Annotated in this window: 24 protein-coding genes; 20 read left to right on the top strand and 4 right to left on the bottom strand. The window is 30.2% G+C overall.

The genetic code is table 11. The annotated features are described in order from the left end of the window. Nucleotides 1-64: 64 nt before the first annotated feature. Complete coding sequence (locus QE431_RS17170; RefSeq protein ID WP_057116900.1) at nt 65-1,927, bottom strand: ABC-F family ATP-binding cassette domain-containing protein; 1,863 nt, start codon at nt 1,925-1,927, stop codon at nt 65-67. A 215-nt stretch (nt 1,928-2,142) separates the two neighbouring features. On the opposite strand from QE431_RS17170, the gene QE431_RS17165 reads away from it, so the two are divergent. Both QE431_RS17165 and QE431_RS17160 read left to right on the top strand, forming a co-directional pair. Then, entirely contained in the window at nt 2,143-2,574 is a 432-nt protein-coding gene (locus QE431_RS17165; protein WP_307298223.1) for a DUF6326 family protein, read from the top strand. A gap of 17 nt (nt 2,575-2,591) precedes the next feature. Next, nucleotides 2,592-3,281, top strand: a complete 690-nt coding sequence (locus QE431_RS17160) for a DUF4386 domain-containing protein (RefSeq protein ID WP_307298220.1) — start codon at nt 2,592-2,594, stop codon at nt 3,279-3,281. On the opposite strand, the gene QE431_RS17155 is transcribed toward QE431_RS17160, so the two are convergent. Beyond that, entirely contained in the window at nt 3,265-4,236 is a 972-nt protein-coding gene (locus QE431_RS17155; protein ID WP_307298217.1) for a T9SS C-terminal target domain-containing protein, read from the bottom strand. The genes QE431_RS17160 and QE431_RS17155 overlap by 17 nt on opposite strands. A gap of 322 nt (nt 4,237-4,558) precedes the next feature. On the opposite strand from QE431_RS17155, the gene QE431_RS17150 reads away from it, so the two are divergent. The 15 genes from QE431_RS17150 to QE431_RS17080 all read left to right on the top strand — a co-directional run bounded on the left by QE431_RS17150 (nt 4,559) and on the right by QE431_RS17080 (nt 17,928). Further along, nucleotides 4,559-4,984 carry an adenylyltransferase/cytidyltransferase family protein gene (locus QE431_RS17150; protein ID WP_307298216.1) on the top strand — a complete coding sequence of 142 codons (426 nt, stop codon included), beginning with the start codon at nt 4,559-4,561 and terminating at the stop codon, nt 4,982-4,984. A gap of 65 nt (nt 4,985-5,049) precedes the next feature. Then, the gene (locus QE431_RS17145; RefSeq protein ID WP_307298213.1) at nt 5,050-6,414 is read left to right on the top strand and encodes a lipopolysaccharide biosynthesis protein; all 1,365 of its coding nucleotides are present in this window, start codon (nt 5,050-5,052) and stop codon (nt 6,412-6,414) included. Nucleotides 6,415-6,423: 9 nt separating this feature from the next. Then, a complete protein-coding gene (locus QE431_RS17140) occupies nt 6,424-7,785 on the top strand; it encodes an O-antigen ligase family protein (protein ID WP_307298210.1) in 1,362 nt (453 codons plus the stop codon). Nucleotides 7,786-7,791: 6 nt separating this feature from the next. Then, the gene (locus QE431_RS17135) at nt 7,792-8,214 is read left to right on the top strand and encodes a glycosyltransferase family 2 protein (protein WP_307298208.1); all 423 of its coding nucleotides are present in this window, start codon (nt 7,792-7,794) and stop codon (nt 8,212-8,214) included. A 47-nt stretch (nt 8,215-8,261) separates the two neighbouring features. Beyond that, the gene (locus QE431_RS17130; RefSeq protein WP_307298206.1) at nt 8,262-8,687 is read left to right on the top strand and encodes a hypothetical protein; all 426 of its coding nucleotides are present in this window, start codon (nt 8,262-8,264) and stop codon (nt 8,685-8,687) included. 130 nt (nt 8,688-8,817) lie between these two features. Further along, on the top strand, nt 8,818-9,711 hold the full coding sequence (locus tag QE431_RS17125; RefSeq protein ID WP_307298204.1) for a sugar transferase: 894 nt from the start codon (nt 8,818-8,820) through the stop codon (nt 9,709-9,711). Nucleotides 9,712-9,746: 35 nt separating this feature from the next. After that, nucleotides 9,747-10,151: a glycosyltransferase gene (locus QE431_RS17120; RefSeq protein WP_307298203.1), complete on the top strand. Its 405-nt coding sequence runs from the start codon at nt 9,747-9,749 to the stop codon at nt 10,149-10,151. A gap of 177 nt (nt 10,152-10,328) precedes the next feature. Then, nucleotides 10,329-10,889: a glycosyltransferase gene (locus QE431_RS17115; RefSeq protein ID WP_307298201.1), complete on the top strand. Its 561-nt coding sequence runs from the start codon at nt 10,329-10,331 to the stop codon at nt 10,887-10,889. Then, nucleotides 10,882-11,622 carry a WecB/TagA/CpsF family glycosyltransferase gene (locus QE431_RS17110; RefSeq protein ID WP_281866430.1) on the top strand — a complete coding sequence of 247 codons (741 nt, stop codon included), beginning with the start codon at nt 10,882-10,884 and terminating at the stop codon, nt 11,620-11,622. Before QE431_RS17115 ends, QE431_RS17110 begins: the two co-directional genes overlap by 8 nt. A 12-nt stretch (nt 11,623-11,634) precedes the next feature. Then, entirely contained in the window at nt 11,635-11,841 is a 207-nt protein-coding gene (locus QE431_RS17105) for a hypothetical protein (RefSeq protein WP_307298198.1), read from the top strand. Next, nucleotides 11,822-13,054, top strand: coding sequence for an undecaprenyl-phosphate glucose phosphotransferase (locus tag QE431_RS17100; RefSeq protein WP_307298196.1), 1,233 nt, complete (start codon nt 11,822-11,824; stop codon nt 13,052-13,054). Before QE431_RS17105 ends, QE431_RS17100 begins: the two co-directional genes overlap by 20 nt. Nucleotides 13,055-13,140: 86 nt before the next feature. Further along, nucleotides 13,141-13,932, top strand: coding sequence for a polysaccharide biosynthesis/export family protein (locus tag QE431_RS17095; protein WP_281866428.1), 792 nt, complete (start codon nt 13,141-13,143; stop codon nt 13,930-13,932). A gap of 6 nt (nt 13,933-13,938) precedes the next feature. After that, complete coding sequence (locus QE431_RS17090) at nt 13,939-15,843, top strand: GNVR domain-containing protein (RefSeq protein ID WP_307298194.1); 1,905 nt, start codon at nt 13,939-13,941, stop codon at nt 15,841-15,843. Further along, the gene (locus QE431_RS17085; RefSeq protein WP_307298192.1) at nt 15,833-16,324 is read left to right on the top strand and encodes an AAA family ATPase; all 492 of its coding nucleotides are present in this window, start codon (nt 15,833-15,835) and stop codon (nt 16,322-16,324) included. The genes QE431_RS17090 and QE431_RS17085 overlap by 11 nt, the downstream gene beginning before the upstream one ends. Nucleotides 16,325-16,512: 188 nt before the next feature. Continuing rightward, a complete protein-coding gene (locus QE431_RS17080; RefSeq protein ID WP_307298190.1) occupies nt 16,513-17,928 on the top strand; it encodes an undecaprenyl-phosphate glucose phosphotransferase in 1,416 nt (471 codons plus the stop codon). A gap of 13 nt (nt 17,929-17,941) precedes the next feature. On the opposite strand, the gene QE431_RS17075 is transcribed toward QE431_RS17080, so the two are convergent. After that, entirely contained in the window at nt 17,942-18,679 is a 738-nt protein-coding gene (locus tag QE431_RS17075; protein WP_307298188.1) for a tyrosine-protein phosphatase, read from the bottom strand. A gap of 110 nt (nt 18,680-18,789) precedes the next feature. Between QE431_RS17075 and QE431_RS17070 the strand changes: the two genes are divergently transcribed. Beyond that, nucleotides 18,790-19,980 carry a DUF5009 domain-containing protein gene (locus tag QE431_RS17070; RefSeq protein ID WP_307298186.1) on the top strand — a complete coding sequence of 397 codons (1,191 nt, stop codon included), beginning with the start codon at nt 18,790-18,792 and terminating at the stop codon, nt 19,978-19,980. A gap of 84 nt (nt 19,981-20,064) precedes the next feature. Here the strand turns inward: QE431_RS17070 and QE431_RS17065 are convergent, their stop codons facing one another. Further along, nucleotides 20,065-20,535 (bottom strand): hypothetical protein, encoded by a 471-nt coding sequence (locus QE431_RS17065; protein WP_307298184.1) that lies wholly within the window; start codon nt 20,533-20,535, stop codon nt 20,065-20,067. A gap of 306 nt (nt 20,536-20,841) precedes the next feature. Here QE431_RS17065 and QE431_RS17060 point away from each other — a divergent pair, with 306 nt between their 5' ends. Further along, entirely contained in the window at nt 20,842-21,945 is a 1,104-nt protein-coding gene (locus QE431_RS17060; protein WP_307298181.1) for a BamA/TamA family outer membrane protein, read from the top strand. Between the two features lie 31 nt (nt 21,946-21,976). Continuing rightward, a complete protein-coding gene (locus QE431_RS17055) occupies nt 21,977-23,140 on the top strand; it encodes a glycosyltransferase family 2 protein (RefSeq protein WP_307298179.1) in 1,164 nt (387 codons plus the stop codon). Nucleotides 23,141-23,181 lie beyond the last annotated feature (41 nt).

The raw sequence follows: 23,181 nt of genomic DNA, 5'->3' as shown, positions 1-23,181 counted from the left end.
GTCGTAAATATATAAAAATTAGATTTCAGTCTCAGTTTAAAACCTGAAACCTGAAAACTAAAAATTACCCTTCAATCTTTGCCGAAAGCTCAAACCAGCGTTCTTCTTTTGCGTCTATTTTCTTTATGATATTTTGCAATTCATTTGCTTTCTTTTCAATATCAGCATCGGCAACTTTTCCGTCAGAGAATAACTGTTCAATTTTAGTTTTTTCGATTTCTAAATCTTTGATTTCTCTTTCGATTTTTTGATATTCTTTTTGCTCGTTAAAGCTTAAATTTCCTGTAGGATTGTTTTGTTTCCAATCTTTCTTTTCGGCTTTGTTTTCTTCTTTTTGAGCAACGTCGGCACTGTCTTCATAAGCTCTAAAATCAGAGTAGTTTCCTGGGAAATTCTCAATTTCACCTTGTCCTCTAAATACAAATAAGTGATCGACAATTTTATCCATAAAGTAACGGTCGTGAGAAACTACCAATAAACATCCAGGATAATCTAAAAGGAAACTTTCAAGAACATTCAGCGTTACAATATCCAAATCGTTTGTTGGCTCATCGAGAATCAAAAAGTTCGGATTCTGAATTAAAACGGTACATAAATACAAGCGTTTTAATTCTCCACCGCTTAATTTCTCTACATAATCGTATTGTTTTTTTGCATCGAATAGAAAACGTTCTAACAATTGTGAAGCAGAAATGATTTTTCCTTTTGCCAGCGGAATATACTCTCCGTATTCTTTTATAATATCAATAACGCGCTGTCCTGGTTTTGGGTTTATTCCAGATTGTGTGTAGTAACCAATTTTAATAGTATCTCCTTTTACAACACGGCCATTATCGGGTGGAATTGTTCCTGTCAACAGATTTAAAAAAGTAGATTTTCCTGTTCCGTTTTTACCAATAATTCCGATTCTTTCGCCACGCTGAAAATCGAAACTAAAATTGTCTAGAATAACTTTGTCTTTGAATTTTTTAGAAAGTTTATGAAGCTCGATAATCTTGCTTCCCATTCTTTCCATATTAATTTCAAGCTCAACTTTGTTTTCTTTTCTTCGGCTTTGTGCTTTTTCCTTAATTACATAAAAGTCATCCTGACGAGATTTAGATTTGGTTGTTCTTGCTTTTGGCTGGCGGCGCATCCATTCTAATTCTTTTACAAACAAATTTTTAGCTTTATCAATGCTAGAGTTTTCAGAAGTTATTCTCTCTTCTTTTTTCTCTAAATAGTAAGAGTAATTTCCTTTGTATTGGTATAATTTTCCGTTATCAAGTTCGATAATTTCGTTGCAGACGCGTTCTAAAAAGAAACGGTCGTGCGTAACCATAAACAGCGTAATATTTTCTTTAGCAAAATAACTTTCCAGCCATTCGATCATTTCAAGATCTAAATGGTTGGTTGGCTCATCTAAAATCAATAAATCTGGTCGATTGATTAATATGATTGCCAATGAAAGGCGTTTCTTTTGTCCCCCTGACAGATTTTTTACTTTAAGTTTAAAATCTTCTAGTTTTAATTTGAATAAAATCTGCTTGTACTGCGTTTCAAAATCCCAAGCATTATGCTGATCCATTCCGTCAAAAGCCTTTTGATAAGCTTCTTCATCATTTGGGTTTTCAAGCGCTTTTTCGTAAGCCTCAATTATTTTTAGAGTTTCGTTATCTGAGGCAAAAATGCTTTCTTCAATCGTTAATTCATCTTGCAGATTATTGTCTTGCGATAGAAACGCCATTCTGATTCCCTTTCTCAGCACAACTTGTCCTGTATCTGGTTCGTCCAAACCATTAATAATGCTCATAATGGTGGTTTTACCAGAACCATTTTTGGCAATAAAAGCAATTTTTTGGTCTTTGTTGATTCCAAAAGAAATGTTGTCAAAAAGGACTCTTTCGCCAAATGACTTTGATATGTTTTCTACAGATAAGTAATTCATGAAGATCTTTAACTGATATTTCAGTTTTTATTAATTAAAATTCTAAATATTGCGCAAAGATAGGCTTTTGCATCAGAGAAAAAAAACAGACTTAAAAGCTCTATATCTTTGATTTTGTAAACCTATAACAAGTCCTTCACTAAAAACAGTTTTAAAAATAGATTGTAACGTTTTAAGATTATCTCCGACATATTTAAAAACTTAATTTCTTAAATATGAGTGAGAAAGAGATAAAATCGGGCAGTTTTGAAGATTTTAAAATAAACACTAAAATCAAACTTGCTGCATTGTGGACTTCGGTAATGTTTTGCTACATATATGGAGATTATTTTTCATTGTATGTTCCAAAGAAAGTAGAAGATTTTATAAGTGGTGAGACACTTCTTGATTCTCCAGTAAGATTATTTCTTGCCACAATTTTAATGACAATTCCAGCTTTAATGATTTTTGCCTCTGTTATTTTAAAACCAAAAATAAATAGACTGCTAAATATTGTTTTTGGAGTTATTTATACACTCATAATGTTATTAATTGCTTTTACCACAATGAAACCTTGGTGGAGTTTTTATGTTTTTTTGGCATTTATAGAAAGTATACTTACAGCTATAATTGTCTGGTTTGCATTTAAATGGCCAAGATATATTTAATTTTAAAAAGATAAAAGATGACTCAAGAATCAAAAATATCGTTTACTAATACAGGAAGAATTGCAGGTTTGTTATACTTAGTTGTTGTAATAACCGGAATTTTTAGTTTAGGATATGTTCCCTCAAAATTAATTGTTTGGAACAATGCATCTGAAACTTTTAATAATATTGTGAATTCTGAATTTCTTTTTAGACTTGGAATCGTCAGCAGTTTAATCTGCTATACCTTCTTTTTGTTTTTGCCTTTGGTTTTATATAAATTACTCAGGTCTTTTAATAAAACATATGCCAGATATATGGTTGTTTTAGCTGTTGTAAGTGTGCCAATTTCCTTTGTAAATATGTTGAACAAATTTGCGGTTTTGTCTATTATTAATTCGGGAGAACAAAAAAAAGATCTCGTAATGTTTTACCTCAATCAATATGATTACGGAAATTTAATTGTTCAGATTTTTTGGGGACTTTGGTTGTTACCTTTTGGATACTTAGTTTTTAAATCAGGAATAATTCCAAAATTTTTAGGAATTTTATTAATGCTTGGCTGTTTGGGATATTTAATAAATTTCTTGGGCAACACATTATTATCTAATTATTCTGAACTCGGAATATCATCTTACGTAAGACTTCCGGCAAGCATTGGAGAAATCGGAACTTGTTTTTGGCTCTTAATAATGGGGGCGAAAAACAAAGTTATTGTTGCCGATTGATGTATTGATTTAAAATTTGACTCAAATCTAAATAATGAATTTGCTGCTTCACATTTATCACAGGTTTGCGAACCAGAGCTTCATTCGTTAAAAAATAATGAAGACCATCTTTAGTTGTAATTCCTTCAATTTGATGAAAAGGGAGTTTTAAATCTATTCTTCTTTTATTTCCAGACAAAAAATCCTGATTTTTAAAATCGTAAAGCATGTATAAAAATGGTTTTCCGACTTTAGTATACCCGCATAAAACAATCAAGTTTTTATTTGCTACATAAGTCGCGCCAGTTACCAAACCTTTTGTATCAAGTGTAGTTTTGTGTTTTGCAACCTGCGATCCAGTTTGATTGGGGAGGACGTAAATATTGGTTTTAGAAGATTTCCATTGTTTAGTAAACAAATAAATACTGTTTTTAGAAACAATAAAAGCTTCACAGTCAAAATCGGTTTTATTGGGTTTTGAAGCAGAAAAATCCGTTTGATCAGCATAAGAAAATGAAATTGTTTCAATCTTAGGATTTTCTTCCAAAAACGATTTTTTTTCAATTTTAAGGATTTTAAGGTCAGATCGGTTTCCAGAATAATTATTGCCAAAATCACCTATATAAATGTGTGAGCTATCTTGGGCAATTTCTTCCCAATCGTGATTTGTTGCTTCATTAAGAATGATTTTTCTTTTGATTCTTCCTAAAGAATCCAATCCGTAAATCGTTTTATCGTGATCGTCGTTATGCGTCCAAAGTAAATTTTCGAAAGCAATTAATCCTGAAGTTTCTCTTATAGAATCGCTTAAAATTTTCGAATATTCTGGTTTAAGTTTTAAATTCTTATAACTACAACTGCCATCATTTTGTATAGCATTCGAATTGTAATTTTCTGCTCTAGAATCTGTACAGAGCGAGATTTGACTGTAGGTCGAAGTAACAATTAAGAAAAAGAATACTATAACTTTTTTCATTTAAAGTCGCGTTTTAGGCATTGCAAAAATAGCTTTTAATGTTCAAAAAGCAGCTTTAAACTATTTTAAATGCAAATCTATATTTTTTTATTCTACTTTTTTGTAAGAGGAACAATACGTCTTTTTTATATTAAAATAAGACATTTCTTTCATTTTTGTTTTTTGATACTGTTTTACTAAACTACTTTTGCAAAAATTAAAAGGACTCGCGGATAAATGAGATGATTTATTAAGAGTATTTTTTAATAGAATTTTAATCTGAATCTGACTTTTGTGAGTGGGAGAAGCGAAGCTATGCTTATAAATAACTAATTTTTTAAATATGACGATAGGAATAACATTTAGCGCTTTTGATTTACTACATGCAGGTCATATTAAAATGCTGGAAGAAGCCAAAAGACAATGTGATTATTTAATTGTGGGATTACAAATAGATCCGGCTTTAGATCGCCCTGAAAAAAATAGTCCGACACAAACAGTTGTTGAAAGGTACATTCAACTTAAGGGATGCAAATTTGTAGATGAAATTATTCCTTATGCTACAGAACAGGATTTAGAAGATATCCTGAGATCGCATAAAATAGATGTTCGAATTATTGGTGAGGAATATCAAAATAAAAACTTTACTGGAAGAAATTACTGTGAAGAAAAAGGAATTAAACTCCACTTTAATAAACGAGATCATCGTTTTTCAAGTAGTGGACTAAGAAAAGAAGTTGCTGTAAGGGAATTGAAAAAAGCGCGATAAAATATTTTTTGTAATAAAAACAAGTTTGTTTAGAAGACTAAAAAGCTGCCTACACTTAAATTATAGTGATACAAAAAATTAAACAAAAAGTTTTTTCTTTTTTTTTAGAGGGTCATAGCAGGACCATTTTAGCAAAAAAGAATATAGCAATTTCTTTTTTAACTAAAGGTGCTAGTATAATTACTGGTTTACTATTGGTACCTATGACTATAAATTATATTAGTCCTATGCAATATGGTATATGGTTGACAATTAGCTCGTTGATTGGCTGGATGAGTTTTTTTGACATTGGAATGGGGAATGGTCTTCGAAATAAATTAACAGAAGCTTTAGCTGTAAAGAATTATCATTTAGCCAAGATCTATATTAGTACAACCTATGCCACCTTATTAATTATTTCTTCTTGCTTATTTCTTTTTTTTTCTTTTTCGAACCGTTATATAGATTGGCAAACATTTTTAAATATACCTAAATCTGTCAAAGAGGATATTTCATTTGCAGTTTTAATAGTCTTCTGTTCATTTTGTTTACAATTTGTAGTTCAATTAATTAATACAATATTAACGGCTGCTCATAAGCCTGCTATAGCTGGCTTAATTTTGTTAATTAGTCAAATATGTGGTTTAATAACCATATATATAATGACAAAAACAATTCAGGGTAATCTTATAGTTTTGGTTTTAGCCCTAACGATAAACCCAATCATCATATTTACATTAGCAAGTTTATATTTTTACAAAACTAAACTTAGAAATATAGCTCCTGCATTTTCTCATGTCGATTTTAGTTACTCAAAAAAAATATTCAAAGTAGGAGGTTACTTTTTTATTATTCAGATAGGATCTATCGTATTACTTCAGACAGATAATATTATTATTTCAAAATTTATAGATCCAGAGTCTGTTACACAATTCAATGTGGCTCTTAAATTGTTTTCAACAGTAATTATGCTTTTTTCAACGATTTTGATTCCTTATTGGAGTGCTTTTACGGATGCAAATGCAAAAAAGGATTACATATGGATAAGAAATAGCATTAGAAAAATTAGGCAAATTTGGTTTTATATTTCAATTATCGTGGTTCCTATTATATTGATGGTGTCAAAATTTATATATAAATTTTGGATTGGTGATTCAGTCAAAATACCTTTTAGCCTTTCTTTTTTGCTAAGTTTATATGTAATCGCTTATATCTGTTTGAATTTAAATAGTTACTTTTTAAATGGTGTAGGTAAGATTAGGTTACAAGTGTATCTTTATATAATTGTCTGCTTTTTAAATATTCCTTTGTGCTGTTTTTTGGCAGCAAAAATTGGCGTAAATGGTGTGGTTATATCCAATTTAATAATGTTTATAGGAATGAATATTATTCTTTGGATTCAAACTAATAAGATTTTAGCTCAGAAAGATAAAAATATATGGAGCAAATAAAAAAGCATTGTGCAATCAGTATATCCTAAAAGAGATTTTTTTTTAAGACAAAAAAATTCAACAAAACCAAATTTAAGCGTTTTACTCCTGATTCATTTACAGCTTATTAATATTATCACAGGACCTGATATCATTTTAAAATTTTTAGGTTTTAGATATGATGATGTAGCTGAAATTGGGCTAGGATGGTTTACATTCTCGGTAAATTTTTTATTTATTTTATTGGGCGTATTCGTTCTTCTTAATAATAAAACTAAAAGTCTTAAACTTATTTTAGAGGTAAAAAAAATCGGATTTTTTTTAGTTCTAATTTTTTTGTCAAGCTTTTTAGTTTTAGAAAACTTGTTTGAACAATCTCTTAATTTAATTTTTCTTACTATCGGTTATAGTATTAAAATTTGCAGTCTAATCATTTTATTTGATAAATATAATATTGAATTTTCTTCAATACTATTAAAAGTACTAAAAATACTAATGATAGTAATGTTAGTATATCTTGTTATTTTTTTTGGAAATGGTTTTTCAACAACATTAATAGGTCGATACCAAAGTGTTTTTAATCAACCTAATACATTAGGACAGTTTTCTTCTTTGGCAATTGCAACTTTATTTTCGGAGAGATTATATATTTCTAGAAAAAATAAAAAATTTAATAATTATTCTTTTTTCTTTTTCTTATCAACTGCAATAGCTTTTGTGATAATCAGTCAAAGCTTCACAAACTTTTTATTAATTATATTAATAGTATTGATGTACTTCTTTTATGTCTTAAAAAACAAGATGTTACATGTTTTATTGCTGGTTTCAATAGCACTTTTTTCTTTTTTCTTTTTTACAAATTCTAAAGATTTATCGTTCTTGTCATTTTCAGATGTTAATGTAACTTCTTCAAATTTTAATCGGGATTTAACTTTAACTGGAAGAACACAAATTTGGAGAGACGTTTTAGATAAAGTTCAATTTGATGACAAGACATTATGTGGTTATGGGATAGGGGGATTTTGGGGGAAAACTGGTGCTCCATCCTCCAAGATTGACAATGCTCTTTTTGCAGAAATAGGACAGTCACATAATGGAATGATAGATTTATATACACAATATGGGTTAGTTGGTATCTCTCTATTTGTTTATATTTTATTTACAATTTTGAAGAAATTATCAAAGTTAAAATCTAATTCTGCCCAAGTCATTTTTTTGAATTTCTTCTTTGTTTTATTTCTTTTTAACAACTTAGTAGAGTCTAGCTATCTTCAGCCTAAGAATTTTTTAAACATCATATTTATTTTAAATACAATTTACATTCTTAATCCTAAATATTTATTAGAATTTAGGAAAGCTATATTAAACGCAATCAATATTTCTCAAAGTTAAAACTGAATGCTTTATAAATATATTACAGTTGCGATATGCACGTATAATAGACCGTTATTATTGCAGAAATGTATTGAATCTGTTTTAATACAAAATACCGATTATGAATATGAAATAATTGTTATAGATAATGATTCAAGAAAAACGGCTCAGGAAATTGTCGAAAAATATGAAGAAAGAGTTCAATACTATTTTCAACCATTAAAAGGATTGTCCTTTGCAAGAAATATGGCGGTATCAAAAGCAACAGCAGAATTTGTTCTTTTTATTGATGATGACGAATATGCTGATCTAAATTGGCTCACAAATATGATCAATTGTCAGAAAAAATATTCTGCAGATGTTGTTTTAGGTAAAGTGATCTATGAAATTCCTGAATATTTTCCTTCTTATATTAAAAAGAGTTCTTTTTTATTCGCAAGAATATAGTTACAGGCCAAGAAGCTAAAATAAATGAAGGATATACAGGAAATACTTTGGTTAATAGAAAATTATTTGATCTAAGAATTCCTTCTTTTCTCGAAAAATTTAATCATACAGGAGGAGAGGATTCTGATTTTTTTAATTTTTTATTATCAAAACAAGCAAAAATTATATTTTCAAATGAAGCTGTTATTTATGAAACTCAAGATAGTAAAAGGCTAAAAGTATCTTGGTTTTTTAAAAGAGGATATCGTTCGGGATATAATTATGCAAATCATATTTTGAAAAATAACAATTTTTTTATTGGTTCAATAAAATTGATATATAGTGTTTTGGGTGGATTGTTTATAAGCTTTATACTAATTATTAGAACCATTTTTAGTCCAAACAAATTTTACATAAAAACGTTAGCAAAAATTGGCAACCAATTAGGGAAGATTGGATATTTATTTCGTTGCCAAATTACAGATTACTCATAATAGTTTAATCAAAGCAATAAAAAGTTAAAAAAAAATGTAGGTTGTGAAGTCCAACAATCTTAGTTCTACAAGTATTGTCTCATATAGAATACATTTTCGTGTAAAAAAATTTGAGCAGAAATATTAATAAATGAATACTTTTTCTCCAATTGTACTTTTCACATACCGACGACTTGGTCCTTTACAAAAAACTATACAATCGTTAAAAGAAAACTATCTCGCAAGTCAATCAGATCTCTATATTTTTTCTGATGCAGCAAAATCAGATTCTGATAGCGAGGCTGTAAATGCTGTTAGGGAATATATACATTCTATTGATGATTTTAAAACTATTACAATTTTTGAAGCAGCAAGAAATAAAGGATTAGCAAGTTCAATTATAGATGGTGTAACCCAAATTTTGAAGATTCATGACACTGTTATTGTATTAGAGGATGATCTTGTCAGCAGTAGAAATTTTCTAAATTTTATGAATGAAGCTCTTGATTTTTATCGGGAAGAGCCAAAGGTATTTTCAATTGCAGGATTTAGTATGCCTATTAAAAGTAATACAAAATTTGATAATTATTTTACTCAAAGATCCAGTTCGCATGGCTGGGCAATATGGAAAGATCGTTGGATGAGAATAGATTGGGCTGTTAGTGATTATAATGAGTTTAAAAGTAATAGAAAGTTAAAACATAGTTTTAATAAAATGGGCTCAGACATGTCAGGTATGCTGGACCGCCAGATGCAGGGAAAGATAAACTCTTGGGCTATTCGCTGGTGTTATCACCAATTCAAATACGGATTATTCTCAGTACATGCAATTAACTCAAAAATTGAAAATGTTGGTTTTACAATTGATGCAAGTAATACGACAGAAAAATATAATAGATTCAAGACAATTTTAGATAATGGAGTAAAAACAAGTTTTCTTTTTTCGCCAGATATTCGTTTAGATCCAAAAATAATAAAACAGTTCACTAAACCATTTTCTATTCTTTTAAGAATTAAATATAAGGCGATTAATTTATTTCAGTAAAATTGAAAATTCTTATAATTCATACACGCTATCAAATGTCTGGTGGCGAAGATACTGTTGTAGAGCAAGAATTGAAATTATTAAAACAATATCATACTGTTGAGGTTGTTTATTTTCAAAATTATTCTGGATGGAAAGGAGCAATACAATTTTTAGCTTCAATATGGAATATTTATTCTGTTAAGAAGGTTAGAGAAAAAATAATAGAATTTAAGCCGGATTTGGTGCATATCCATAATTGGCATTTTGCTTTAGGACCACTGGTATTTAGGGAAATAAATAATTTGGATATTCCAATTGTTCACACAATTCATAATTATAGATTATTATGTCCGTCTGGTATTTTACTCAATAATGGACAATTATTTACTCATAGTTTACATCAAAAATTTCCATACAGAGCAGTCTTTAAGAAGGTTTATCGGTCCTCTTTTTTTTAGACGTTTTGGCTTTCTGTTATTATTTGGTTTCATAAAAAAATAGGTACATGGTCAAAAATTGAAAAATATTTATGCCTGACTTCATTTGCAGTTGAACTTTTTCAAAAATCCAATTTTGGCATACCTGTCGAAAAATTTACGGTTAAGCCAAATTTTGTAATAGACCATAAAAATAACTTGGAAACTAAAAGAGATAATCATTTTTTATTTGTCGGAAGATTGTCTGTAGAAAAAGGGATAGAAGTATTAATTGATGCTTTTAGAGATACTTCATTTGAATTGAAGATAGCTGGAGATGGTCCGTTAAAACAGCTTGTTATAGATGCAGCTGTAGACAATAAAAATATTTGCTATTTGGGAAGCTTAAAAAATGAAGAAGTAAAATTAGAGTTGCAAAAAGCGCAGGCTTTTATTTTTCCTTCTATATGGTATGAAGGAATGCCAATGACGATAATAGAAGCTTTTTCATGCAGTACGCCAGTTATAGCATCAAATTTAGGAGCTATGTCTTCTATAATTTCTAATAATTTCAACGGTTTTCATTTTGAAGAAAGGAGCCCTCAAAAACTAAAAGAAGCAGTAAAGTTATTTGACAATTTAATGCCAGAAGTTAAAAAGCACATTCAAGATAATGCTTATCAAACTTATAAAGAAAAATATTCAGTAAGCTCGCAATTATCATATTTCAATACTATATACATGCCAATTATTAATAAAAGAAGTGATAGAAATGATTAATAATTTATCATTTGAGCCCTGTCTCAATTATAAAATATTCAAGGATGATTTGTCTACTTGTTTCACTAGCAGAAAAACATTAATTAATACCATTAATCAATATTCGTATTGCATTGCTGAAGTAGACTTAACATTTAAAAAAGCGCTACAGGGATCTGATATTTTACTGCCAGATGGTATTGGAATTGTAGCCGCTGTAAAATTACTGAATAATAAAAAAATTTCTAAAATTGCCGGAGCAGATCTTCATCATTATCTATTAGATGATTTAAACAAAAAAAAAGGAAAATGTTTTTATTTAGGTTCTTCACAAAATACATTAGATAAAATTGTTCAACGCCTTTCAATAGAATTTCCCAATGTTAGTGTAGTAACTTTTTCGCCTCCTTTTAAAAGTGAATTTTCTGATGATGATAATCAACAAATGATAAATGCGGTAAATGATTTCAAGCCAGATGTTTTGTTTATTGGGATGACAGCACCAAAACAAGAAAAATGGTCTTATGGCAATAAAGAATTTTTAGATTCCAAAGTTATTTGTTCTATTGGAGCGGTATTCGATTTCTACGCTGGAACTGTAGAAAGACCTAACAAACTATGGGTGAATTTGGGACTGGAATGGTTCATTAGGCTAATTAGAGAACCACGAAGAATGTGGAAAAGATATTTATATTATGGACCAATATTTATTTGGCTGATTTTCGTAAAAAAGATAAAAACTGTTTTTAATTAAAAATTTTTTATCATGAAAATTTTAGAGCAATTATCAAAATATAAGTTTTCAAGATATTTCCAAATACTGTTCATATTGTGGGATGTGATATTGCTTAATACCGCAGTAATTATTTCAGGATTAATAAAATTTGAAAGTCTGGATAGGCTTTTTTTAAAGGAAGTACAAACAATATCGTTATTAGAAAATTTAATTTGGCTTGGGCTTTTTATTATATAAAGATTCCTATAGAATTATCAGAGTCGAAACGATTGAATCTATATTATCAAGAACAATAAAAAAAGTTATTGTTCATGGATCAATTGTTGCCATTTTTGTTGTCTTTTTAGATTACTCCGATATTTCGAGATTTCAATTGCTTTATTTTTATATTTTTTTCTTTTCATTTTTAATGCTTTCCAGAATTTTTTCGATGAAAATTTTAAAATATATCAGAATGAAAGGCTATAATTTCAGAAACGTTATCATTGTAGGAGCCAATGAAACTGGGAATCGTATTCGCAAAATACTGGCTAAAAATTTAACTTACGGTTATAGGTTTCTAGGTTTTTTTGATGAAGAGGAAAATATTTCTGGTTCAATTTCTAAAAACATTATCGGAGGATTTGAAGATGTTCAAAACTTTATTAGTAAGCATCAGGTTGATGAAATGTACATCACACTTCATATTAATGATATTGATATAATTAATAAATTAATTCAAATATGCGAACAGCATATGGTACGAATAAAATTTATTCCAGACTTTCAATTGTACACTAAATCTAGTCGAGTTGAAATCTCTTTTTATGAAAACACACCTGTTTTAATGTCACGAAGAGAACCTTTGGAAAATTCATTAAATCGAATCATAAAAAAGATTTTTGATATGTGTTTTTCCTTTCTGGTAATAGCTCTGTTATTTCCTTGGCTGTTTCCTATTTTGATGTTAATTATAAAAATCGAATCTCCAGGACCAGTTTTTTTTAAACAAGAAAGATCAGGAAGAGATAATAAACCATTTTCATGTTTAAAGTTTAGAAGCATGCGTGTAAATGAAGGTTCCCATAAAAAACAAGCCGAGAAAGGGGACAAACGTGTTACAAGATTTGGTGCTTTTATGAGAAAGACAAGTATTGATGAACTGCCTCAATTTTTTAATGTTCTGTTTGGTAATATGTCAGTTGTCGGGCCAAGACCACACATGTTATATCACACCCAAGCGTATAAGGAATTAATTAACAATTATTTGGTTCGTCACTATACAAAACCTGGAATTACAGGATGGGCACAGGTAAATGGTTATCGTGGTGAAACAAAAGAACTGGTCGACATGGAAAACAGAGTAGAGTTTGATATTTGGTACATAGAAAATTGGAGCTTGCTCTTAGATATAAAAATCATCATAAAAACAGTTCTCAATGTATTTCATGGAGAAAAAAATGCGTACTGATTTAGTACTTCTATAGATTCAAAATATAATCCTAGCAGAATAATTTAGACTATTCCTGTCCTATAATTTTTTTAAAATCAAGTTTAATGAAATCTAAAATTAATTTTTTGATGAGAAACATCAGTTTCTTGTCAATCATACTTATTCTTTTTTCCTGTGCTTCAAAAAAAGATCTAATATATTATCAAAATATTGATTCATTGGAAACAAAGCAAAATGAAAACTCATATGAAGTTAAAATTCAGCCAGACGATTTACTTATGATTATCGTCTCTGCTGATGATCCTGAAGCAGCTTTACCTTTTAATTTAAAAACGTACAGTATTTCTAATAATAACAAACTTGATGTGACCCGAGGCCAAGAAACAGTTCAGACTTATTTGGTGGATTCTAAAGGCAATATTGAATTTCCAATCGTCGGAAGTATTAAAATAGGAGGACTTACACGTACAGAAGCCCTTCAATTATTGCAAAATAAGATTGGTAATTATATTAAGAAACCAATTATAAATCTTCGTATAACAAATTTTAAGGTTTCGCTGCAGGGTGAAGTCAATTTACCAGGGACTTATAATGTAGCTTCCGAAAGAATTACATTAATAGAAGCTTTAAGCATGGCAAAAGATTTAACAATTTATGGTAAAAGGGACAATATTCTTGTTATTAGAGAAACAAATGGTGTAAAAACATACAATAGAGTTGATATAACAAAAGCTGACTTTATGAATTCGCCTCTTTATTATTTGGCTCAAAACGATATTGTTTATGTTGAACCAAATAGAACAAAAGTCAATTCATCTGCAGTTGGTCCCAATACTTCTGTAATTATATCCGCTGTTTCTATTTTAGTTTCCCTAGCAGTTTTAATTTTTAAATAAAAACAAATGCAAAAAAGAGATTATTACAACGATTTTATCGATGATGAAATTGAAGATGACAACTTTAGAGAACAGTTGGAAAAATACTTAGTTCATTGGCATTGGTTTTTATTTAGCATTATTATTGGTTTAGTTGGAGCTTTTACATATTTATGTTATGCAACAAGAACATATGAAGCGCACACAACCGTATTGGTTAAAGATGAGAAAAAAGGAGGCATACTTTCAGAATTATCAGCCTTTTCAGATATCGGCCTTGGTGGAAGCATGAAAAGTAATGTAGATAATGAAATTGAAATTTTAAAATCAAGAAGCCTAATAGAAAAGACAATTAAAAAATTAAATCTTAATATTTCATTATTTGCTGAAAGAAATATAGTAGACCAAGATATCTATCAAGATGCGCCAATAAGTGTCAATTTTATAAATAGAACAGAATTATTTGATGACACTAAAATTATACTAAAATGTAATTTGTTAAGTTCTGGAACTTTTTCATTGAAGAATGAAATAGAAAATAAAGCAAATGTCAATTTTATTTTAGCATCTAAAAAAGAGTTTAAATACGGAGAAAAAATACCAACAAAGATTGGTACTTTAATTATTGATAAAGCACAATTGTCTGACAACAACAAAACTGATAAATTTGAATCTATTTCTATTCAAATCAAACCATTCGATGAGGTTGCAGAAGATTTTAAAAAAAGACTCAAAATTGATCCTATAAGTAAAACAAGTAGTATTGTAGAGGTTTCAATTACAGATCCGGTGGCAAATAGGGCAGAAGCATTTTTAGATAATTTGATTCAGATTTATAATGAAGATGCTACTGAGGATAAAAATCTAATATCTGAAAACACCTCTCAGTTTATTTCAAACAGACTTTCTTTGATAACAAAAGAACTTGATGGTGTAGAACAAAACGTAGAAGGATTTAAAAAAACGAATAGATTAACAGATATAAATTCTGAAGCTAAGCTATTTATCGAAGGATCAAATGAATATGATAAAAAGGGAGTAGAAACTGAAATTCAACTAAATGTTATTTCTTCATTGTTAGGTTTTATGAAAAACAGTACTAATTCAGACTTACTTCCTTCGAATATTATTACTGATAAAGGAGATGCAGGAGGTTTAATTAGCGCCTACAATCAACTGGTATTAGACAGAAACAGGATTTTAAAATCGGCAACAACTGACAACCCGTCTGTAATTAAATTAGACCAGCAAATTAATTCTTTGAAATCAAGTGTTACGGCTAGTTTAAATCGAATCCAGTCCAATCTCGAGATTCAAAATAAAAACATTAGAAATCAAGAAGGAATTTTAAACAATAAAATTGCTAAAATTCCAGTTCAGGAACGTCAATTAAGAGGGATAGCAAGGCAGCAGAAAGTAAAGGAAGAATTATATTTATACTTACTTCAAAAAAGAGAGGAAACAGCAATTTCACTTGCTGCAACAGAGCCTAATGCAAGAGTAATTGATAGCGCAAAAGCGGAACAGACACCAGTTAACCCGAAGAAAAAAATTATCTATTTAGCGGTAGTCTTATTAGGGTTGCTAGTTCCATTTGTGATTATTTATGCGAATGACTTATTAGATACCAAAATCAAAAACAGCAATGATTTGGAAGGAAAAACACAAATTCCATTTATTGGCGAAATACCTTCTTGCAATGATATTTCGGAATTAATTAAATCCAATAGCAGAAGCAGCTCTGCAGAAGCTCTTCGGATTGTTAGAACCAATCTTGGATTTATGTTGAATAAGGTAGAAGAAGGTAAGGCTAAAACGATATTTGTAACTTCAACCTTTGCTTCTGAGGGAAAAACATTTGTTTCAACGAATTTAGCAGCAAGTTTTGCATTACTGGAAAAAAGAGTTTTACTTGTGGGCCATGGATATTAGAAGTCCACGTCTCAATGAATATATGGATCTTCCTGTCGAAGGGGTAACAAATTATTTATCATCAAATGATCATAATGTTGACCAATATATTGTAAAACATACTGGGTATGAAAATTTTTATATACTGCCGGCAGGTGTAGTTCCTCCAAATCCAGCTGAATTATTAATGGATAATAAAAAAGTAGATCAATTATTCGAAAAACTAAAAAAAGAATACGATTATATTATTGTTGACACTGCTCCATCCAGTCTTGTAACAGACACTTTACTGGTTGCGAAAAACGCTGATACTTTTGTGTATATTATGCGAGCCAGATTTTTAGAAAAAAGAATGATATCAATTGCAAACGGATTTTTTAGAGACAAAAAACTTCCAAATATGTGTATTGTTCTTAATGATACAAATCCGCAACAAAAATACGGTTATGGATATGTTGAAAAAAGTTCGAAAGCAGGATGGTTCAAGAAACTTATCGGCTAAATTTATAAAAGGAAAAAAACGGCTCAAATATATTGAGCCGTTTTTTTTATGACCAAGCCATTGTATAATATGTCCTTAATCTAAAGTTTCACAAGAATTGATTTAAAAATAGTATATAAGAATAATTAAAATACTATTTTCGTCATCCAGACTAAAAAACAAATCTTATCTAGAGAAATAAGCCGAAGATGAATTTTTTGCAAAACTTATCACGTTATCGTTTTTCGCGTTACTCCAAATTCTTATTTGTGTGCTGGGATCTTTTATTGTTAAATTTTGCTATATATCTGTCTGCTATGGCGAGATTTGGGGATTTAGACAAGCTTTTTTTAAAAGACGAAAAAACGATTTCATTATTGGCGAACCTAATCTGGATAGCTTTACTGATGCAAAAAGACTCTCATAGAATTATTAGGATAGAATATATCGAATCAATTTTAAGAAGAACAATTAAAAAGATTTTTATGCATGTTGCGTTAATAGTCTTTTTTGTGGTTCTTTTAAAATATACAGACATCTCCAGACTCAGGCTATTGTACTTTTACCTGTTTTTCTTTGCTTTGCTCGTGATCTCTCGTTATGTGTTAATGAAGATCTTAAAATATATTAGAGCTAAAGGATATAATTTTAAAAAAATCATCATTGTAGGGGCTAATGAAACTGGGGAAAAGATGCGCAAGATATTAGCTAAAAATTTAACCTACGGATACAAATTTTTAGGTTTTTTTGATCAAAAAAATGAAATTGAAAATCATTCTATTCCTATTACAGGAGGATTCGATGATGTACAAGAGTTTATTATTAGAGAAAAAGTAGAAGAAGTTTATGTGGCTCTGCATATAGACAATATTGAAATAATAAATAAGCTGACAAAAATATGTGAGCAAAATTTGGTAAGGATCAAATTTATTCCAGATTTCCAGTTGTACACAAAATCCAGTAAGGTTGAGGTAGCTTTTTACGAAAACACACCTGTTTTAATGCTGCGTCCTGAACCTTTAGAATTAACACTTAACAGACTCATAAAAAAAATATTTGACCTCTGTTTCTCGATACTCGTTATAATTTTAATCTTTCCCTGGCTATTCCCAATAGTGATGTTAATTATCAAATTAGAATCACCAGGCCCAATATTTTTCAGACAAGATCGTTCTGGTCGTGATAATAAATCGTTTTCATGTTTTAAATTTAGAAGTATGTACGTAAATGATTTGGCACACGATAAACAGGCAGGAAAAGGAGATTCACGTATAACAAAATTTGGGGCCTTTATGCGTAAAACAAGCATTGATGAGCTGCCTCAATTTTTCAATGTTCTTTTAGGAAATATGTCTGTTGTTGGACCAAGGCCTCATATGGTCAATCTAGCTAAAGAATATGGGGAACTAATAGATAACTACTCTGTCCGCCATTATGCAAAACCTGGAATTACAGGTTGGGCCCAAGTAAATGGCTATCGAGGAGAAACAAAAAAGCTCTCTGATATGGAAAATAGAGTGGAATGCGATATTTGGTATATAGAAAACTGGAGTTTGTTATTAGATATTAAAATTATAATTAGAACAATTATGAATATTGTTCAAGGCGAAGAAAATGCTTATTGATAGCTCTAAAGTATTAAATCTTAAAAAAAGAATTATTTGCAATTACTTCTTTCAAAATAGAAACACTACTAACATTCACTTTTTGTTCAAAAGATCTGATATGCTTATTATGATGTACATCAGTTCCTGCAAAATCATACATTCCTTTTTTTAGAAGCTGTTCGGCTGTCTTGCTAATCTCACTTCCATAATACCCAACAACAGAAAGTAAGTTTAACTGAAATTTACACCCCGCCTTTTTTAATTTATCATATTCATTGAAGTTTTTATGATAAAACAAATATCTTTCCGGGTGGGCCAGAACAGGGATATATCCTGCGACCTGTAAATCAAAAAGTATCTTATAAAGCTGTACAGGAGCATTAATGTATGACATTTCTACCAGTACGTAATTATCTTTTAAAGTTAAAAGCTTTTCAGTTCTAAAGTGCCTTTCAAACCAATCGTCCATAAAATATTCAGCAGCAGCCTTAAAAGGTATTTTTATTTGATTTTCTTCTAATGCATTTTGTGTTTCCTGAAGTTTTGATTGTATAATTTCAGAAGAGTTATTCCAAACATAATGACTGATATGCGGTGTCGTGATAATTTGACTTATTCCTAATTTTTGAAAAGATTTAGTAAGTTCAATAGATTTCGCAGGAGATTTAGCACCATCATCAATTCCTGGTATAAGGTGAGAATGAATGTCAACAAAACTGCCGTCAAGCAAGTCTTTTAATGCAGGTTTCGATTTAAAGAATGTGAACATGGGGTAAAGCTATGTAACTCAATTTATAAGTGACAAAATTAACATAGAAATTGTAATAAGACATTTTAGAATTATACTATATTTGATTTTTAGTAAAAAAGTAAAAAATTATGAAAATAAAAACGAATTTGTTTAATCAGAGAATTATTTCTATAGATGCTTTGCGTGGAATTACGATTTTTGTAATGATTTTTGTAAATGAGTTGGCAAGTATTCAAAATGTCCCTCAATGGATGAAACATATGCCTGCAGATGCAGATGCAATGACTTTTGTAGATTTAGTTTTTCCTGCTTTTTTATTTATTGTCGGAATGTCAATTCCGTTTGCTTTTAATGCCAGACTAATAAAAGGAGATACTACAAAAACAATTTGGACTCATACTTTCAAACGAGCTTTAGCACTTATAATTATTGGTGTTTTTATGGTGAATGCCGAATATGGTTATGATGCTTCTAAAATGATAATTGCGCCTGCTTTTTGGGGACTTTTGGCGTATGCCATGCCAATTCCGATTTGGAATAAATATCCCAAAGATTTTCCTATTTGGCTGAAAAATGTACTTCAGTATGGCGGAATTCTGGTTTTAATTGCCCTTTACTTTCTGTACATTCAAGACACTGGAGAAAGAGGAATGACTCCAAAATGGTGGGGAATTTTAGGACTTATAGGCTGGGCATATCTTTTTACAGTAGTTTATTATTGGCTAGTATCTGGAAATCTTTGGGCAATGATCGGATTTTTAGTTTTTTGCGTGGTTATGAATTCTTTAAATCTTATTGAAAATTCATTTGTTCAAAAAATTTCTTGGCTTAGTTTCATCGCTGGGCATCTAACACATGCTGCTTTAGCCTCTGCAGGAATAATTATTTCTTTATTGTTTTTTGATCGAAAGATTGAAAACAAAATCAATTGGCCGGTTATTGGTTTTATAGTTTTGTTTTTTGCCGTTGGATTTGCTCTCCGACCTTATTTCGGGATATCAAAAATACACGGAACTCCTTCATGGACAATGCTGTCAGCAGGAATTTGCACAATCTTATTTTACTTTCTGTATTGGTTAATGGAAGTTAAGAAGCAGACAAAATGGAGTGACTTTTTTATGCCAGCCGCTGCAAATCCGTTATTGATTTATATTTTGCCGGGCGTTATTTATTATTTCTGTAAAGAATTCAATATTCATATTATTCCGGGATATTTTAGAGAGGGAGTTCCTGGGATTATTTGGTCTTTGGTATTTTCTACGATTATGCTTTTCGTGATGAAAATCTTGAACAAATACAAAATTCAGCTGCACCTTTAGTTAGTATTCAGTCTCAGTCTCGGTCTCAGTTTCCAGTCTCAGTATTCAGTGTTAAAAACTGAAAACTGTCACTGTGACTGAAAACTAAAAAAAGACCGATTTTATCCGTAATATATCTCCAGAAACTGGATTGTAATTTACAAAGTTGAATTTGCATAAATTGTGAATATTTAAAACTTTCCCATCCGGAAGTTCATCTTGCTTGAAATTTGACCACGGAATTTTTATAGTTCTAAAGTGGTTTGGAGAGGCAGGAAGGCTAACTCTCGGATGCGAACCTCCGTGCACACAGCCAGTTCCTTCAGGATTTCCTTCTCTGGCTTGTAATTTTATAATCTGAGTAGATTCATACGTAATTTCAACATACTTTGATTCGCTGGAAAGATTGGTCGAAATTCCGTCATTCGTTTCAGATGCTGTGATCATTACATTCAGTTCTATTTCGCCTTTTGGATTATCTTTCGCAGTAACCGAAACGATTCCTTTTTCTAAACGGATGGAATTTATAGTTTCTTCCTTTTCTTTAACAGGACCGGCGATAAACCATTTATTCAACTTTACAAGATCTTGCTTTTGTTGATCATTTTGAGAAAAACAAAAAAGGGAAAAAAGTAAAAAGGACACAAATAGATAACGCATAGGAGTTTAAAATCAAATGTTTAGATATTCAAATGTAACTTTTTCTATTCATTTTAAAATTCTTTTTTATTCACTTAAAAATTTGACTATAATTCTTAATAAAGTTTTAAATTTGTAAGAAGAGTTTTTAAAATATTGTAAGTGAATAGTTTAAGAATTGTATCAGCACTCTCTTTTTTCTTAATCGCCTCGTTTTGTAATGCGCAAAACGACAGTATAAGTATGGGAAATCGAGACATTCTAGATGTTATTCATAGAATTTTTGATAAAAATGATACAATCAAAAAAGACAATCAAAAAAAACTAGCATTCTCCTTGCTGCCAGTTCCTGTAGATGTAAATTCCAGTACAGGTTTAGTGGTTTCTTTTTTAACTACATTTTATTTAGGCGAAGATCATCAAAAAACTAAAATGTCTCAGGTTACATTTTCCCCTTATTTCAGTTTTACGAAACAATATGTTTTTCCTATTCAGACTTATATTTATACCAGTGAAAATAAGTGGAATTTTATTGGAGATTATCGGTATATGATTTATCCGCAGCTTACTTATGGATTGGGCGAACATGAGTCAAAAAAAGAAATGTCAACTCTTGATTATCAGCAGTGGCATTTTTATCAGTTCATAACCAGAAAAATTGTTGGAAATTATCGTTTGGGAGTTGGTTTTCTTTTTGATAATTACCAGAATATTTCTGAAGAATCTTATATAGATGAAGAAACAGATTATTTTAAATATATGAATGGCAATTATTCTGATGAAAGTTCTTTTGGTTTTGCTGTTCAAGGTTTATACGATTCTCGAAAAAATATTATAAATCCAGAACAAGGATTGTATGTAGAAGCCGATTTGCGAATTAACACCAGCGGAGTGGAAGGAGATAAATGGCAGTCATTGTATATTGATGCTCGAAAATATCATTCTTTTAGTAAAACCAAACACAGAGTCTGGGCATCAAGAGCTTTTTATTGGTCAACCTTTGGCGGAAAACCACATTATTTAGATCTTCCAAGTATTGGCTGGGACCGCGACGGAAAAACAGGGCGCGGTTTTACCAAAAACAGATATAGAAGTAATGCCTTGATTTATTTTGAAACCGAATATAGAACGGATATTAGCCGAAATGGATTTTTTGGTGCCGTATTTTTTACCAATATTTCCTCGGTTTCTAAGTTGGATACTTACGATTTTAAAAAATGGAATCCAGCTGTGGGAACAGGAATTCGGATCAAATGGAACAAACGAAACGGCAGCAATCTCGCGCTGGATTACGGAATTAGTAAAAACGATTGGTCATTGCGTTTGGGGTTATCAGAAAATTTCTAACTTTCGACCCAAATTTACAGATCAAATATTCATGCAGTTATCGATTATTATTCTCAATTATAATGTCCGTTACTTTCTGGAGCAATGCATTTTAAGTGTTCAGGAAGCGATTGCAGCAATTGAGGCCGAAATTATTGTTGTAGATAATAATTCGTCAGACGAAAGTGTTTTGATGATGCAGGAAAAATTTCCAGAAGTTACTTTGATTCAAAACAAAGAAAATTTTGGTTTCCCGAAAGGGAATAATATTGGTTTTCGTCAAGCGAAAGGAAACTACATCTGTATATTAAATCCCGATACTGTTGTTGCAGAAGATACCTTTACTAAAATTCTGGCTTTCGCCGAAAGGCAGTCCAATCTCGGCATTATTGGCTGTAAATTAATTGACGGGACGGGAAATTTTCTTCCAGAAAGTAAACGCGGTATTCCCACGCCTTGGGTTGCATTTACTAAAGTTTTTGGGTTGTATAAAATCTTTCCCAAAATAAAACTTTTTAATCAATATTACGCACAGCATTTAAGTGAAAACGAAACGGGAAAAGTTGATATTCTAGTAGGAGCTTTTATGTTTTTAGAAAGTAAATTATATCAAGATTTAAATGGTTTTGATGAAGATTGTTTTATGTATGCCGACGATATCGATTTGTCATATCGTGCGCTTCAGAAAGGGAAAAACAACTTTTATTTTCACGATACCACAGTTTTGCATTATAAGGGAGAAAGCACAATAAAAGACGAAAAATACATGAAACGTTTTCAGGAAGCTATGAATTTCTTTTATGCGAAACATTTTAAGAAATCATGGTTTTTTAGTTTTTTCATTCAAGTTGGAACTTGGTTTTTCTCTATTGTAAAAATGTTTCAGGGAAATGTAAAAGAAAAACCATTGCCAGAATGCTATATTTTGTACTCTGAAAATGCGAATTTATCTGAAAAACTAGCTTCGATTTTAGAAAATAAAGTTAGTTTTTTGAATTTGAAAAAAGAAAAAATGGTAAATTCGTGCCTGATTTTAAAGGGTAAAAAGACAGAGATCATTTTGGATAATCAATATGTTTCATTCAAAAAATGTATCAATATAATAGAAACTCTTAAAGATAAGAACATTACTTTTAAGATTTTCCCTAAAAGAACAGCTTTTATTATTGGAAGTAATTTAAGAAATGGGAGAGGGGAAATCAGGAAAATTAAGTAAAAATTATACAAAGTGTAATTTATATTTAATTTTTTCAGTAA

Origin of the sequence: Flavobacterium sp. SORGH_AS_0622, assembly GCF_030818825.1 — a bacterium.
GTDB lineage: Bacteria > Bacteroidota > Bacteroidia > Flavobacteriales > Flavobacteriaceae > Flavobacterium.
This window is presented reverse-complemented; position numbering and strand designations above follow the sequence as displayed.